This window comes from Shewanella sp. c952 (assembly GCF_019654975.1).
Lineage (GTDB): Bacteria > Pseudomonadota > Gammaproteobacteria > Enterobacterales > Shewanellaceae > Shewanella.
Window position 1 is genome coordinate 62,963 of record NZ_BPEW01000003.1, and the last position, 16,952, is coordinate 79,914.

The following is a 16,952-nucleotide window of genomic DNA, read 5'->3' on the forward strand; positions in this document are numbered from 1 at the left end:
TAAACTCTAGTAAGACCCTCCTAAAAACAAAAGCCTATGAATATATTAATTACCGGCGCGAGTGGATTTGTTGGCAGTCAATTAGTTAACTTGCTAAGTCCTGATCATCAACTGACTCTGCTCACTAGATCTCCTGAAAATGCTGCCGCTAAATTAGGTGCAGCTCACCGTTATCTCGCGGATCTCGACAACCTAGCAAACTTGGACAGTTTTGATGCTGTCATCAATTTAGCGGGCGAACCCATTGCGGGTAAACGTTGGTCTAGTGACCAAAAAGAGGCCATTTGTCAGAGCCGTTGGCAGATCACTAACAAAATCTCTGCACTTATTAAAGCCAGTGATAACCCCCCTAGCACTTTCATTAGCGCGTCTGCGGTAGGTTTTTATGGTCGCCAAGGCGAGCAGCATATCAATGAAGACTTTAATTTAAGCCAAGAAAGCAAAAGTGAGTTTACCCATAGAGTATGTTCTCAATGGGAACAAGAAGCACTAAATGCTGTAAGCGATTCAACCCGCGTTTGTATCGTGCGTATTGGACTGGTACTTGGCGCTCACGGCGGCGCATTAGCTAAGATGCTACCAGCATTTAAACTCGGCTTAGGGGGGCCGATTGCAAACGGCAAACAGGGAATGAGCTGGATCCACCAAACCGATCTCATCCGTTTGATTGAGTTTATGCTTAACAATGAGCAGTGCTGCGGCATTTATAACGGCTGTGCACCTGCTCCGGTAAGCAATAAGGTATTTACTCATGCAATGGGCACAGCCTTAAAACGCCCAACTTGTATTCCAGCACCAGCATTCGGGCTGAAGCTGGCATTAGGCGAGATGTCGACACTACTCATTGATGGGCAATATGTCGTGCCGCAAAAAGCACTCACTGATGGTTTTGAATTTAACTATGCAAATATTGATGAAGCTTTTAGCGAAATTTTCAAATAATAAAAGAAAAAGGGATGCACTAGCCGCATCCCTTTTTTTCATCACATACTAGTGTGATTGTTCTTTCACCGTTGTTTTGCCGCTGTTTATTGGCGACTTTAACAAGCCAGAAGCGATGCAGTTGAGTCATTCGCCACAAATAGTCTACAACGCAGTAAAATAGCCAAAAAGCACGACCCTTCGGGTTGGTTTCAATGCTCTTATCGCTGCCTGACGCGCTTTCACTTAGCGAGCTAAGCATCATCACTCAAGCCTTACCCTAAAATCATTGAACTCGAACATAAACTAAGCGCGAAAGGTCAATCGTCCCTAATGATTAATGCGCTTTTAGCAGCTCACCACAGGATTTATTGAGCAGCTGACGACAACGCCATAACCCCAGAGATGCCACAACTAACCCACCGCACAACGGCGCTATTGCCCACCACGGCCAGTGCATATACACATTAAGCTCAAATACCTGAGTCTTCAGTAGATATAACGTAAACTCAGCCACAATAACCGCCAATACCCCAGCAATCGTGCCGAGTAAGGCAAACTCTAAACCCGTTGCAGCTCGAAGTAGCCAACCTGATGCGCCAAATGTTCTAAGTACTGCCAGCTCTCGTTGACGACTTGCCATTCCAGCTTCAGTTTGCGCGATCATCACTAATGCGCTCGCCAATAGCACTAACACCATTACCAACGTCAGCGACAACGACACCTGTTCGATGATTTGTCGAAGTTGCATCACCATCGCACCAACATCAATAATTGACACGGTTGGGAATTGCTTAATTAAGGACAAAATCACTGACCGTTGAGCATCCTCTAGATGGAAACTCGACATAGAGGTATAAGCAAACGGAGCAAGAGCTTCTTTGGTAAAAATCATAAAGAAATTCGGCTGCAGTGTTTCCCAATGAACGGCACGAATACTAGCCACTTTCACCGTTAATGACTGATTATCGATGGTGTAGGTGAGTCTATCACCCAGGCCAATGTCTAAACGCTCAGCGACACCTGATTCAACTGAAACATCATAGGTGTCTTGGTTAAAGCTACCTGATATCAGTTCATTGTTGTCGGGCATACTGTCGCGATAAGTTAAGTTCAGCTCTCGAGAGATCCCAACGCGTCCCTCTTCACCCGCTTTCTTTTGCTCTGATGAGATGAGTATCTCATCATTAATCGCGGTCAAGCGGCCTCTGATCACCGGATAAATAACCGGCGGCACTTTTACATGAGGCTTTAAAAAGTCCGCAATAGCATTGGTTTCTTCTGGTGCAATATTAACTAAGAAATAATTAGGCGCATTCTCTGGCAACTGCTTTTGCCACTCATTTAAGATATCTTGCCTGAGCGCAAAAATGGTCAACAACAATACTAACGCACTACTAAAGCCCACCAATTGCACAGCATTTTGCCGCGCTCGGCGTCGAAGTCCAGCTAATGCAAGTTGCAATGGATTAGTGGTCTTCATGCCAACGCTATGGCCTAGGCGGATCATAAAGAAGCCTAACACACTCAGCAAAACGCCTAACAACAAGACCGCAGCAACCACTGTTAGTGTTAGCGCCAAGCTTTGAGAGTACAAATACCCTAATATCGCCATCGCAGTTAAGCTCAGTAGCAGATGTAGCCACATGCCTAACTGCAAACCTTCAAGGTGTCCTTGCAATACTCTGAGCGGAGGAATGGCCAGTAAGCGCATTAGAGGATAAGCAGAAAACATAAAGGCACTAATAAAGCCGGTACCAATACCCAGTAAGATAGGACGACTTATGGGCGGGCTATAAGCAGCTATTTCAGCGGGTAAAAAGGAGGTGATCGCGCGGTCTAAGCCAAAGCCACCAACGAGCCCAAGCACCACTCCCACTGCAGTGACTAGCAGCAAATGCGTACCAAATAACACTCTGATCTGTTTTGCTGATGCGCCAAATGTTTTGAGCATGGCCACAACATCATAATGACGTTGGCAGTAACGTTGCGCAGCGATGCCTATCGCGGCGCAGGCCAAAGCAATACCCAGTAAGCTCGCTAGCAACAGAAAACGCTCTGCTCGTTTCACCGCGCTGGCAATTGGCGAATCTCCCGATTGCACATCTACCCAGCGCTGACTGGTGTTGAGTAACGGTTTAGCTTGCTGCTCAAAAGCATCAAGTTTTACGCTGTCACCGGTAAACTGATACAAATAAGTGACTCGGCTACCAGGTTGAATAACTTGAGTTTTGGCTACATCTTCAATGCGCATCAGCACCACTGGTGAAGATGCGAATGGATTAAAACCCGCATCAGGTAAGCGGACTATCTCTTTTGATAAACCAAAATTAGCGTTACCAATTTCAATGTGCTTAGGATAACCAAGCAGACCCCCGAGTCGAGTTTCAAACCAAATATTATCGGCACTAGGCAGCCCTTCAGCCACTCCTGTACTTAGCTCGATGTCTCCCTTCAGTGGGTAACCCTGCTCAACCGCTCTAACTGTGACCAGTTGAAATTCATCCCCGGCGTAAACCATAGAGTTAAACTGCATGCTGGTTACGCGGGACAAACCAATATCATCCGCGATAGCAAGCACAGCAGGATCAATTTTTTTCGGCGAGTTGATAATTCTATCTGCAGCGATAAATTTTGAAGCTTGGCCGTTGATAGCAAGCTGCAAGCGCTCGCTTACAGATGCTAAACCTGTCACCGACAACACCGCTAAGGTGATCGCCAAAATAATCAGCAGTAGCTGACCTTGAGACAATTCCCGCTTAAATAGCCTCCATGCTAGTCTTAGCTCCATGAACTTGCCTCTTGTGCAACGTTGTCATCAACCTCTGCTGCTGGAGCAGATTGCTTCTCGCTCAAATGACCAGAGTCCATAACAAACTGGCGTTGGCAGCGACTCGCTAGCACCATGTCGTGAGTCACTAACACCAACGTAGTATCGCTCTCTCGGTTGAGTTCAAACAACATATCAGCTATTTTATCGCTGTTGGCTGAATCCAAATTACCCGTCGGTTCATCAGCAAACAGTACTTTCGGTTCGCAGATAAAAGCCCGGGCAATCGCCACACGCTGCTGCTCGCCACCTGATAATTGGTTAGGAAAGTGGTTCAGTCTATGACTTAATCCAACGCGCTCTAGCATCGCCTGAGATTTCTCTTTCGCATTGGCGATCCCTGCGAGTTCTGCAGGTAACATGACGTTCTCAAGTGCATTCAAGGTATCGACCAACATGAAAGATTGGAAAATAAAACTCACTTTTTGCTTTCGAAGTGCAGCTTTAGATTCCTCATTGAGAGTCTCCAATGCCACACCATCGAGTAAAATGGAGCCTTGGCTCGGGGAGTCAAGCGCAGCAAGCAAGCCCAGTAGTGTTGATTTCCCTGAACCAGAGGGTCCAAGTATCGCAACACTCTCTCCCTGCTTGACATCCATATTAATGCCGTTGAGGATAGTCAGTTCTCCCTCTTGAGTATTAACCGATTTAACTAGGTGGCTTACTGTTATGGCGCATTTTTCAGACATAAAACCCTTCTTAGACCTTAAAAACCGACGACTCGGTTTTGTCTTATTATTTATTTTCAGCAGTTTCCCGCTAAGTGCTGCCCCTATATTAATCCTAGGTGACAGCCTAAGTGCAAGTTATGGCATGCCAGAAAATGAAGGTTGGGTTCATCTTCTGCGTAATAAAATGCCCGATCATACCATCATTAATGGCTCTGTTAGTGGTGAAACCTCAGCAGGTGGATTGCGCAGACTGCCCGCCCTGCTTGACTCTGCTAGCCCTGAAGTGCTGCTAATTGAACTGGGCGGCAACGATGGTCTTCGTGGTTTTCCGCCTAAGCAGCTGAAAAATAATCTTACAAAAATCATCGAGCTTGCCCAAGATAAACAGATAAAAGTGCTATTGAGCGAAATTATGGTACCGCCTAACTATGGCCCACGCTACGCCTCTCAGATCTCAACCGTTTATAAAGAACTCGCTGCAGAGCATGATATTACCTTGATGCCGTTCTTTATGGAGTTGATTGTCACTGACAGTACGTTGATGCAAAGAGATGGGATCCATCCAAATGCAAAAGCCCAACCACAAATCGCAGAATTTATGCAGCCATGGTTACAACAAGCTACTTCTATTGACACTAAATAGCATTAAAAACAACAAAATAGTTGTAGCTAACAAGGCAAGTTTGTAAATTATAAAACGACCACAGCAATAATCTGTAATCAGTCGTATTTAAGATAAATGAATGGCAAGGGATCTCGATGAACAAAAAAGTCAATTTTGGAACGCTAGCAATCGGTAGTTTTACACTTTTTTGTTTACATACATCTGTTTTAGCAGCAGAGCCTTTAGCTCAAATTACCCCCGAACAGATAACCCTCCCCGCTGATAGCCAGTATGACTGGCTGCAACTGACATCCTTGGAGCTACTTAAGGGCGAGATTGTTAACCTCTATGATGACAAACTTGAATTTGATAGCGACGAGCTTGATAGTGTACTTATTGATTGGGAAGACGTGAAGGTATTGCAGAGTAGTAGCATTGTTAGTATTGGATTTACTGACCTCACCACTAAATCAGGCAGGCTATTAATCAAAGATGGAAAGTCCTACATTAACGGTGAAGAGTTTGATAATTCGAAAATAATGACCATCATTGCTGGTGAACAAACTGAAGCTAACTATTGGTCCAGTAAAATTAGCTTAGGCGCCAATTTTCGCAAAGGTAATACCGACCAAATTGATTATAGTGCGATAGCTAAAACAAAGCGCAGAACAACCCAATCAAGATTTAATCTAGACTATATCGGCAATTATTCAGAAACAGATGGTGAGAACAACATCAACAACCATCGTATCAATAGTAACTTTGACTGGTTTATCTCTAAACAGTTTTACCTTCGCCCAGTATTTGCTGAAGTCTACATTGATCCCTTTTTAAATACCGATTACCGAGTAACCATAGGTTCTGGTCTCGGTTACAATATTATCGACAACCCAAAAACAGAGTGGAGTGTCAGTGGCGGCCCCGCTTATACGTTAACTCGATTCGATACCGTTGAAGTTAATGAAGATCAAAGTGATAGCAGTGCGACATTGGTCATTGAAAGCTTATACGATACCGAAATTTCATCTGACATAGACTTTAATGCACTGTATCGATTGCAATACGGTAATGAGGCCTCAGGCGGCTATACCCATCACGCTATTGCAACGTTAGAGATAGAATTAACAGATATGTTTGACCTTGACCTGTCATTCGTTTGGGACCGAACCAATAACCCCCAGCCAGACGCTAACGGGCTAACTCCAGAGCCCAATGACTATCAGTTTATTATTGGCTTTGGTATCGACCTTTAATGTTTTTACAAAACATGCTGGATAGCTAAACCAACGCACTGTGCGTAACATACAAAGATAACGACATCCAACACCATCATGTCGTCACTGTAAAAATCGGCTTATAAGAGTTATCGTTCAAAAAAATTGCGTCACAATGCCCCCAGCTACTGACTAAACTGTATATTTAGCTTCTCTCTACCGTTAATAACCCCTGCTTAATTGTCATTTGTTAGCTTCGTTTTCATAAGCCTCTGTTTCTCTATTATTTTAACAATACCTTGCACGGTAAAATAATTTAGCGAAAGCTTGAACAGTACAAAAAATAATACAGTCGTTTGAATTGTTTGCGCTTCATAATAATTTTCAATAGCTAACAGCACTCATTACGTTTAATTGCAGCTCAAAAAGCATTTGATAACACAATGTTGCAAACTTGTTGTCCGGATTTCACATTGCTTATCTGGTACGTCAGTGCAATCTAAGAAGCGCATAATAAAAATAATTCTGGAGACGCTATGCTCAACAAGAAACCTTCATGGCTAATGCCATCATTAATCGCCACTGCAGTTGCAATAAGCTTGGGGGCTTGTTCTTCTGACGATGACGACCCGGTACAAATAGAAACCCCACCGGTCGTGACGCCTGAGCCCGAAGGGCCTTCCTTTCCTGACGGCGCAATAATGATTGAAGAGGGTGAAAATCTCACTATTCGGATTCAAGAAGCACTCATAAACGCCCAAAGTAACGATGTTATCGTACTGCCAAAAGGCACATTCGAAATTGAATCTACACTGCTGTTTGATGGTGATGTAGACGGTGATGGCAGCTTTGCCAAAAACATCACCATTATGGGTTACGGCCAAAATGAAACAGTACTCGATTTCTCCAAGGCGAACTCCGGCGATGGCATCTTTGTGCAGAACGCCGTTAATATCATTATTCAAGATCTATCCGTCAATGAAGCCAAAAATAACGGTATCAAACTTAAAAATACCAACGGTATCATCTTGCGTCGTTTGGCGACCATTTGGGAAGGTGAGCTAGACGAAGATAACGGCGCTTACGGCCTCTACCCTGTTGAGTGTGAAAACATTCTCATTGAAGACACCTATGTGCGTGGTAGTGCCGATGCGGGTATTTATGTCGGGCAGTCGCAGTACATTGTGGTTAGACGTAACATAGCCAAAGAGAACGTTGCCGGTATTGAGATAGAAAACTCAAAATATGCAGACGTATACGATAACGAAGCCATGGGTAATACCGGTGGTATTTTGGTGTTCGATCTCCCCATCAACAACCATAGATACGGCTCAAGCGTAAGAATTTTCAATAACAAAGTTTATGATAACAATACCAAAAACTTTGCCAATGCATCCGCCAATCCTGCTGGCGTTCATATCGTACCACCGGGTACAGGTATGATTATTCTTTCCACTGATGATGTTGAAATATTTAATAACGAAGTTACCAACCACGATACCATGGGTATCACTATTTCAAGCTTCTTCATTGCAGAACCTGATATGAACGCCTTTGTCGGAAACTATGGCCAACCAGGCCAACCGATTGAAGATGGCTGGCGCCCTACACCGCGTAATATTTATATCCACGATAACGTCATAACTGGGTACGGCCAAAAGCCAAATGGTTACCTAATTGATGACATCATTAAGGCTTACCTGTTCACTCACGGCGCTTTTCCTGGCGTACTGTACGACGGCTTAGGCGAGATGCTGTCTAATAATGGTACCGCTGCATACCTTGGATTACAGGAAATGCCATTTGCCGCTGACGGCAGCGATAATGTTTGTGCTAGCGACAACGGCGATGTCTCTTTTGGCCGTCTATACGCAAATGAGAATACTGATATATCAATCCCTGAAGTCCTCTATGAGAAGACTCAAGACAAGCTAATGAACTGTGCTCAGGTGAGTTTACCTGTACATACCGTGACCTTTGGTGAACAGATCTTTGGTTGTGGTGTAGACGATGAGACTGAAGGTTGTGATGGCGGCAATCTTGTTGGCGGCGGCGGTAGCATTGGCGAAGGTGAAGTTGGCCTTATTGGTGATGGTGACTTAACCCTTTGTAAAGCTGAAGGTAGCAATGCCTCTTGGGATGCGTTACTGAAAGCTAACTGCCCTAACCTGTCGGACTACAACCTATTTGCAGATGCTAAAAATCCAGCTGATACGCCAAACTCTGGCGGTTTGCCTTATGACCTAAATACGCCGCTGTTTACCGATTACTCTAGCAAGTATCGTTATGTATTTGTGCCTGAGGGTAAAAAAGCGGATTACTCAGCAATGGAGTCACTCGACTTCCCTGTGGGTACTGTATTAGTTAAGACCTTTGCCCTACCTGCTGATACGAGCAAGCGAGGATTGGACAACGAAGATTTAGTAGAAACTCGTTTATTGATCCACCGCGAAACCGGTTGGACTGCACTGCCTTATGTGTGGAACGCCGAAAAAGCAGATGCTGTACTTGCAAAAGCTGGCGCAATTCAAGGCAAGAAAGTCATGCATAACGGCGAGTCGTTGGACTTTGATTATGTGGTACCAAGCATGAATCAGTGTAAACAGTGTCACCAGTTTAAAGCTGACGCTGATAGTCCGGCTAAGTTTGTCCCTATTGGGCCAAAAGCGCGCTTACTCAACAAAGATTATGCCTATGCCGATGGCAGCATGAACCAGTTAATGAAGTGGCAAGCAGCAGGTATTTTACAAGGTGTACCTGATGTGGCCACCATCGATACTATTCCAGCATACAATGATGGTGATGAAGCGAGTGTGACTAGCCTTAGTGATGAAGCGCTAATGAAAACAGCTAAAGGTTACTTAGATATTAACTGTGCTCATTGTCATCGCCCTGAAGGCAATGCCTCTAATACTGGCTTAAAGCTAGAGTACTGGAGAGCATATGCAGAAGATGCAGGGTTATCACACGGAACTTGTAAGTCACCAGTCGCTTATGGTGGTGGTTCTCTAGGCTTTGATGTTGTTCCAGGAAGCCCGGAAGAGTCTATCTTACATTTCCGTATGGAAACCAACAATCCAGGTGACAGAATGCCAGAGATTGGTCGTAGCCTCTCACATGCTGAAGGTGTTGCACTAATCAATGAGTGGATTAAACGTCTACCAAGTGCATCTTGCTCAAACTAAATAGAGATACATAAAAAGGCCGGTTAATCCCGGCCTTTTTTATTCAATAAATTCAGCAATTTTTTCAGTATCAGTGTTATTAAGTAAATTGATTAGGTAGCTTATGGATAAAATAGCGATATTCATTTTAATCTTGTCGTTAAGCGCGTGTGGTGGCTCAGATGATTCTACTGAGCAAGTTATTGATCAAATACCCACAACGCCAGATGTGCCAGTAACAGAACCTCCAGTATCAGTATGTGACAATACGACGAGCGAAGTTAACTGGCTTGCCTTAATGACTGAGGACTGCCAAAGCCTCTCCCAATATGGACTATTTGTTGACCCGAGTGTGCCAACATCAGATCCAGTCCCACCCGGAATGGCTTACCAGCTATCGACACAGCTATTTTCAAATTACGCCAACAAACACCGCTTTATTTTCCTGCCTCAAGGCAAACAAATCAACTACCACCCTACCACTACCTTTGAGATGCCTGTAGGCACCGTACTAATAAAAACGTTCTCCTTACCTTTCGATACTCAAGTCAGCGGCGCCAACAATGAGGTACAAATAGAAACTCGGCTACTCATTCATCGACAAGCGGGCTGGACCACCCTGCCTTATGTTTGGAATGGCGCAGAAGCCACACTGCAACAAGCAGGTTTAGACGTGCCCCACAGCTTGAACCATCAAGGTGTGAAAGAGGTATTCGATTATCATGTCCCTAGTCGAGCCGAGTGCAAAATATGCCATCAATCTACGCTTGGCAGTGACAATCAAACAGCACTTATCAGGCCCATAGGCATAAAAGCCCACCTACTGAATCGTGATATCAATTATCAAGGTCAAAGCATCAATCAGCTGCTGCTATGGCAACACCTCAGTTTGTTAAATGACTTACCAGATCTCAGTGAAGTGGGAAAAACGGCAGAGATAAACGATCACAGTGCTTCATTAACATCTCGAGCCAAAGGCTATCTGGATATAAACTGTGCTCATTGCCATAACGCAGATGGGTTTGCCAGCATCTCGGGATTGCGTCTTGGCTTTTATATTGATCATAGCAGCTATCAGTATGGGATCTGTAAACAGCCTCCTGGTTGGGATGGCGGCGCCAAAGGCTTATCTTATGACATCATTCCAGGTGACGGTGAACATTCCATCGCGGTCTATCGTCAAGAGCTCAATCAAGCAAAAGACAGAATGCCGCCACTTGGTCGAGCAATAGTGCACACTGAAGCCGTAGAAATGATTAAGCAGTGGATAGATGCCATGCCAGCTGACTGGGGAAATTGCCAACACTTATAATAAGCAACAGATCCTAGTAAAGCGGTTCAATTGAATCAACTCAGTGAGCCGCTTGCTTTATCTTTACCTCGATTAAGACGGTGAAAATGCCCGGGTGGATGGCCAATCCAATGTTTAAAGCTTTGCCTGAAATGGCTAACATCACCAAACCCCATATAATCTGATATTGATTCAATCGAGTGGTCATTCGACAAAATAAGCTCTATGGCCATTTGGCAACGAACTTGGTCGACCAGCTTTTGATAACTCGTACCGGCGTTCGACAACCGACGTCTTAATGTGCGACTACTGATATTTTGCGTTAATGCTACCGCATCCATACTCGGTAATTCTGGTGCACTTTCTCTTAGCTCAGCGAGAAGTTCTGAAATGTAAGAATGACTAGGGTCTACAGTAATACCAGGCTCTGCGGCAGCAAAAGAGAAAGTAATGGGTAAGCTCAACAACTGATGCTCGATAGACCATTCAAAAAATTCGGCATCAAAACGGACTGACGCGCCGGTGCACGAGGCTAAAAAGTTGGCACTGCGTTTAGGTTCAGCCAAGGCGATCTCTTTGACGTTCACCTCGCCACCCGTTAACTGTCGCGCAAAGGTCATCAAAGAGGCAATGCTGTGCTGAAACTGACAACTATATTTATTAATATCGAGCTTGTTAGTATTGAGCCATCTAACCTTAAGTAAACCCTCTTCATTACGTATTAGCGTATCCGAAAAGCTACCAACGAGTTCCGGATGCGCAATAACAAACTCAAGACATTCACCTAAGGTTTTATACTTTGTTAGATAACCCAGTAAAAAACCTAAGTCAGTGATTTGATACTCGCTAGCAGCCTTGGCCCCCACTTCAGGGTCTTGGCTTAAATGCTGCAAGAAGGTCATAGCGTAATCGACTTGCCACACATAGACGAATTGGCAAAGCGCTAATTCATTTTCACCGACCCCTATCTCTTGGCACAGCTGTTCTACAGCCTCTACGCCGAATTGTTTTTTTAAGTAGCTGATCAGGTTTGTTAATTCATAAGCGGGGTAAGACTGGTCGCCAACCATCAAGTGTGGTTTGTAACTGCAAACTTTATGCATTTTACTCCGCTAAATTAGTACATTTCTAACTACATTTTTAACGGATTTAGATGTTAATTAATAGCCTATATTTAAATTTAGATACAAAAAAACCTGCAACTGCAGGCTTTTACTGATATCGCACCAACTATTTTAGCGGTTGGTTCTTTTCTGCAAATTTATTAAAAATTGCGTTGAAAGACAAAGATGCACCATGAGCAATCTTATCAGACAGTTTCTTCTTAAGCTGGTAACTTACTTTAACGACTGTGCGTTCGTTAGCAAGCTTTAGAATCACGTCATCACTGGTAGCCACTTCATCAATCAAGCCAAGCTCAATGGCTTGCTGACCATACCAATGCTCACCGGTAGCCACTTTAGCAATATCAAGTTCTGGTCTGTACTTAGAAATGAACTCTTTAAACAGCACATGTGTCTCTTCAAGCTCTTTCTGGAACTTTTCGCGACCTTCATCCGTATTCTCACCAAAGATAGTCAGAGTGCGTTTGAAGTCGCCTGCAGTATGTTGCTCATAATCAATATCATGCTTTTTAAGCAAACGATTAAAGTTAGGCACTTGGGCAACAACCCCAATAGAACCGACAATAGCAAACGGCGCTGCGTACACCTTGTTAGCCACACAAGCCATCATGTAACCACCACTTGCAGCCACTTTATCGACACAGATTGATAATGGGATTTCGGCTTTTCTTAAGCGATCGAGCTGGCTTGATGCCAAACCGTAACCATGGACCATACCGCCGCCACTTTCAACATTAACGATGACTTCATCGCCTTTGTCAGCAATAGTCAAAATCGCGCTTATCTCTTCGCGTAAAGACGCCACTTCACCGGCATCAATACTGCCCTTAAAATCGACCACAAATACTTTAGGATCGGTTTCAGGTTCTTTACTGTCTTTTTGCGCTTTGTCTTTTTCTTTCTCGTCTGCCTTTATCTTTTTCTCATAAGCCTTGAATGCTTTCTTAGATAACAGCTCTTCTTTCAAATCATGCTTCAACGACTTTAAATCTTCACTAATATTAGTGATTTTCAGCTCACCTTTTTCAGCTTTGTGCTTCATAGATGATGCCAGCACCACAATCACAATAGCCAAAATAGACACAACTATCGTCACTGCTTTAGCCAAAAATAGGCCGTACTCGTACAGAAATTCCAAAATATTCTCCAACTACATCGATTGTTATTCTCATTTATACCAATTGCATTAAGTATTTGGCCAGTTCAGAGCCCCTCAGTCTTTTCAATTCAAAGCGCATTGGTAAAGAAATGGTTATTCCCTTTTAAGCCAATGCAAAGCAGAAGTGGAAAGACTGAGGGCCTCACGTAGTGCGAGTTTAAAAACGCTGTATGCTTCGCTATGGGAATTGGATAAAGAATAACTATTAGCTCAAATCCCACTACTTGCCTACAGCGTTTTGAATTCCCGCTGAATGGTCAAACTTTTAATGCAATTGGTATTATTGCCCGCTATTCTAGCAGCCTATGTCGTAATTAAAAGTGCAATTAAAAATGCCAATAAAAAACCCAGCAAAAGCTGGGTTTTTAAACTGTTAAACAGTCAATATTACATACAAGGTTGTACTACCATTTTCGCTGCATCGGTGCCTATGACGGAACCAACAGCTATGAATGGGCCTCCCTCAGGTAAACCAGCACTGTATGAGAAGGCGGCTGCTTGAGTTTGCATCTCAACCGTAACTGCACCTTCCAACCCATCAGTGATCCCTTCTTTTGCCGTAGGATCAATGATTGAACTGTGATGGCCTTTAGTAAAGCGCACAACACCTGAACCTACTGTCGTTGAATCAACACAGGCAAGGCCTAAGTTTTCAATCAACGGCTCAGTGCCTGAAATTGGGAAGGCAGGTACACGATTAGGCAGAACTTGGTCTGGTAAGCTGTTTGCACCATCACCAACCACTTCAATTAGGTGAATAGGCAAGCCCGTAGCTTTAAGCATTGCGGCATGGTTAATCGGGTCTGCGCTATCAACTGCGGTTTGCACTGCAAAGGCAAATGTTGGCAAAAAGGCGTCGTAAACCGACTTCACAAGCGCGTCGTATTCAGGCGAACCGACTTCGTAACCTAAATCCTTATTGGCTTCTTCAACTAACTCAAGGAAAGCATCAGTTGTGACGATGTTGTCAAATAACATTGGACCAAATGTCGCTGAACCAATAAAGGTACCTGCAAATCCACCTGATGGTGCAACAAGCGAAGCTGCATTAAGCGCATACACTGAACTTAAGTCTGCCCCACTTGGGTGAGTCAGTCCCGTACTTGCGTAAGTCGCAAAATCGGTACCCACAATTGCACCAAGACTCAAGCCTTGCGCACTGATTTGATTGTTATCGAATACTTGGCCAACACCTGCTGTAGCTCGTTGTTGAGCATAACCAGTAAGAGCAGCGCGCACAGCTAAGTGATCCAAGGTCGCTTGGCGGAAGTTATCACGTACCGTTAATGTACTCGCGATGTTAATAAATACTAATGGGTTACCATTTGCAAAGGCTTTAGGAGTGCCCACTACATTACCGAAACTTGGATCCGTTGCAGATACTTCATAAATACCGTCACCATTAGCATCAAATGAACGTGCACCATGCAAAGGCATATCAATAGCAATCGTTGCTACACCAAGTTCACCATAAGTACCCGCATAAGCAAAGGCCATCTCCTTACCGCCACCTAAGCCATGCATAGCCATTGTTGTAGGCCAACCCGTTGCAGGAGCAGGAACCGTGTTTGGAACCGTCATCAACACCGGAACCGTTTCATAACTCTTTACCTCCGGGATAGGGTTATATTTAGTTAAGTGTCGAGCAGTATCGGTAGACACCAGCTCACCATCATCATCTCGTTCATCTAAGAACCAAGATTTACCCGCCAATTGTGCTGGGTCACTGAGTGCAGCGATAGGATCTTCGATTTCATTAGCTATGGCTTGTGCAAAATAGTTTTCTTGACTAAGAGTTCCCGCTTGTAATGCTGTGAGTACAGAAACAGGGCTGTCATAATCCGCCGTCCACCAGCTGCTAATTAAAGGTTCACCTTTTGCACTCAAGCAGTTTGCTGACGAGCATTCACCATACACAGGTAACTTTAGTGCCGCGGTCCAAATGTTAACTTTGCTAGCGCCATTGTAGGCAGGATGCCCTTCCGGCAAGCCTAACTTGACCGCTAATGAAACACCGCTATCGGTAGGTGGAACTATAAACTCTGGTTTATATTCAAGATCACCGACAATTAATAGTTTTGACACTTCATAAACATCAGCCACTGACTGCGTGGTGAAAATCCCTGAGAAACTAACAGATTCAGCATCTGGGCCGCCCGCTGCTGCCATGCCTTTTTCGTAACTGTTCACAGCAGCCTGCAGTAAAAGTTGTGAAGGGGTTTCTAATGGTTTGGTCTCGATATCAAGCTTTAGTAATGAGTAGGTCGATGACGGCGCGATTGCACGACCTGCTGAATCCTGAACAAGATTGGTTGTCGCGTAAACATAAGACTGTTTTGCTTTAAGCGGCTTGAGCGGCACAATAACAATTTTATTGCCAGAAGCCGTAGATACAAAGTCAACCCCAAACTGCAGTTCGGCACCAATTTTACAAGCTGAAATATCGGGAGCACCAGTACAATCAGGATCAGAAGACAATGAACCGCCGACTGTCGCCTCAAACATTCTTACTGCGCCTGGTTGCTCAACCGATACTTTGCTCAAGGTTAAGACTGTACCATCAGAGTCAGTTGCTGGTGCAACTTCAATCGAAATAGGCGCGGTGGTCGACCAACCATCCAATGCTCCTAAGGCTATACTTGGATCGGTATAATCACCTTTCTTTTCACTCGGTTTGGTAGGATCCTTATCCTCTGGGATATTAATAGTGCCATCGAGCGTGCCACTAAAAAGAATGTCATTTGGCAGTGGTAGTTCGCCTCCAGCAGGATCAAAGACGATAACTGATTGAGGGACCAATGGTTCCGTTTTGTCGACTAATTCGTTATAACTGTCTTCACTACAAGCGGTGAGACCCAATGCAGATGTGATTGCGACACCTAAAAAGAGCTTTTTCATCTTTTTTCCCCAAATCTTGTTGTAATAATTTTGTTTTCTCTTAGAAATTGGTCACAATAGTCAGCAATGTATGACCAATAGGGCTTATTGTTAGCCCTTAACTCAGTTCAAGTTAACGTAAAATTATTGACTTAGCTACATTTTTGTCACATTGCGCCTACGAATAACTGGGTAAAAATTAATCGTTTGTTTTAAACAGCTGTTTACCATATCAGCGACTCTAGAAGTGACGGGCGTTTGAGCTCAGAGGAAGTAATAACTCATGTTGGAATATCAAGCTGCAAAAGATTTACTAAATGGTAAAGTTATATTGGTAACAGGTGCCGGCGATGGCATAGGAAAGACTGCAGCGCTCACATACGCGCAGCACGGTGCAACGGTGATTCTTTTAGGTAAAACAGTTAAAAAGCTTGAAGCCGTTTATGACCAAATTGAGCAAGCAGGTTATCCAAAACCTGCGATTGTCCCACTCGATTTGAAAGGTGCGACAGAACAAAACTACCTAGATATGGCAGAAACCATAGAAGAGCAATTTGGTCATTTAGATGGATTGCTGCATAACGCCAGCATGTTGGGTGTGCTCGGACCGTTTGAACATATCACCATGAGTTCAGTTGAAGAGGTATTCAAAGTTAACGTTATTGCTGAAATAATGTTAACAAAAGCATTGTTACCAGTAATGCGTAAATCGGAAAGTGCCTCGCTTGTTTTTACCTCAAGCAGCGTTGGCCGCCAAGCTAGATCATTTTGGGGCGAATACGCAATGTCTAAGTTTGCAACTGAAGGCATGATGCAAGCAATTGCACACGAGTATGAAGGCAGTAACATTCGAACTAATAGCATTAATCCAGGTGCTACCCGCACGGGTATGCGCGCCAATGCTTATCCTGCAGAAAACCCGCAGTTGCTCAAAAAGCCTGAAGAGATCATGCCAACGTACCTTTACCTAATGGGTAATGATTCAGCAGACATTAATGGCCAACAGCTTAATGCTCAATAATCATTAAGTTCATAAATAAAGCCATAAAAAAGGCCGCTAATTAGCGGCCTTTTTTAATGTAGCAATACGTAAAGCA

The 16,952-nt window shown here is 44.0% G+C and carries 11 protein-coding genes; 6 read left to right on the forward strand and 5 right to left on the reverse strand.

Annotated elements, in window-relative coordinates:
• Window positions 1-36 precede the first annotated feature (36 nt).
• Window positions 37-942 carry a TIGR01777 family oxidoreductase gene (locus K5R16_RS03350; RefSeq protein ID WP_220736137.1) on the forward strand — a complete coding sequence of 302 codons (906 nt, stop codon included), beginning with the start codon at window positions 37-39 and terminating at the stop codon, window positions 940-942.
• A gap of 316 nt (window positions 943-1,258) precedes the next feature.
• On the opposite strand, the gene K5R16_RS03355 is transcribed toward K5R16_RS03350, so the two are convergent.
• A complete protein-coding gene (locus tag K5R16_RS03355; RefSeq protein ID WP_220736138.1) occupies window positions 1,259-3,712 on the reverse strand; it encodes an ABC transporter permease in 2,454 nt (817 codons plus the stop codon).
• Window positions 3,703-4,440, reverse strand: coding sequence for an ABC transporter ATP-binding protein (locus K5R16_RS03360; protein WP_220736139.1), 738 nt, complete (start codon window positions 4,438-4,440; stop codon window positions 3,703-3,705). The genes K5R16_RS03355 and K5R16_RS03360 overlap by 10 nt, the downstream gene beginning before the upstream one ends.
• Here K5R16_RS03360 and K5R16_RS03365 point away from each other — a divergent pair.
• From K5R16_RS03365 to K5R16_RS03380, 4 genes are all read left to right on the forward strand, one after another.
• On the forward strand, window positions 4,421-5,065 hold the full coding sequence (locus K5R16_RS03365; RefSeq protein ID WP_220736140.1) for an arylesterase: 645 nt from the start codon (window positions 4,421-4,423) through the stop codon (window positions 5,063-5,065). The genes K5R16_RS03360 and K5R16_RS03365 overlap by 20 nt on opposite strands.
• Window positions 5,066-5,181: 116 nt before the next feature.
• The gene (locus K5R16_RS03370; protein ID WP_220736141.1) at window positions 5,182-6,279 is read left to right on the forward strand and encodes a YdiY family protein; all 1,098 of its coding nucleotides are present in this window, start codon (window positions 5,182-5,184) and stop codon (window positions 6,277-6,279) included.
• Window positions 6,280-6,776: 497 nt separating this feature from the next.
• Entirely contained in the window at window positions 6,777-9,425 is a 2,649-nt protein-coding gene (locus K5R16_RS03375; protein WP_220736142.1) for a parallel beta-helix domain-containing protein, read from the forward strand.
• A gap of 103 nt (window positions 9,426-9,528) precedes the next feature.
• A complete protein-coding gene (locus tag K5R16_RS03380; RefSeq protein WP_220736143.1) occupies window positions 9,529-10,716 on the forward strand; it encodes an SO2930 family diheme c-type cytochrome in 1,188 nt (395 codons plus the stop codon).
• Window positions 10,717-10,751: 35 nt separating this feature from the next.
• Here K5R16_RS03380 and K5R16_RS03385 read toward each other — a convergent pair whose 3' ends face one another.
• The 3 genes from K5R16_RS03385 to K5R16_RS03395 form a co-directional block, all read right to left on the reverse strand.
• Window positions 10,752-11,798 (reverse strand): AraC family transcriptional regulator, encoded by a 1,047-nt coding sequence (locus tag K5R16_RS03385; RefSeq protein ID WP_220736144.1) that lies wholly within the window; start codon window positions 11,796-11,798, stop codon window positions 10,752-10,754.
• A gap of 127 nt (window positions 11,799-11,925) precedes the next feature.
• Window positions 11,926-12,957 carry a protease SohB gene (gene sohB, locus K5R16_RS03390; protein ID WP_220736145.1) on the reverse strand — a complete coding sequence of 344 codons (1,032 nt, stop codon included), beginning with the start codon at window positions 12,955-12,957 and terminating at the stop codon, window positions 11,926-11,928.
• 408 nt (window positions 12,958-13,365) lie between these two features.
• Entirely contained in the window at window positions 13,366-15,876 is a 2,511-nt protein-coding gene (locus tag K5R16_RS03395; protein ID WP_220736146.1) for a VolA/Pla-1 family phospholipase, read from the reverse strand.
• A 262-nt stretch (window positions 15,877-16,138) separates the two neighbouring features.
• Here K5R16_RS03395 and K5R16_RS03400 point away from each other — a divergent pair, with 262 nt between their 5' ends.
• A complete protein-coding gene (locus K5R16_RS03400) occupies window positions 16,139-16,876 on the forward strand; it encodes a YciK family oxidoreductase (RefSeq protein ID WP_220736147.1) in 738 nt (245 codons plus the stop codon).
• Window positions 16,877-16,952 lie beyond the last annotated feature (76 nt).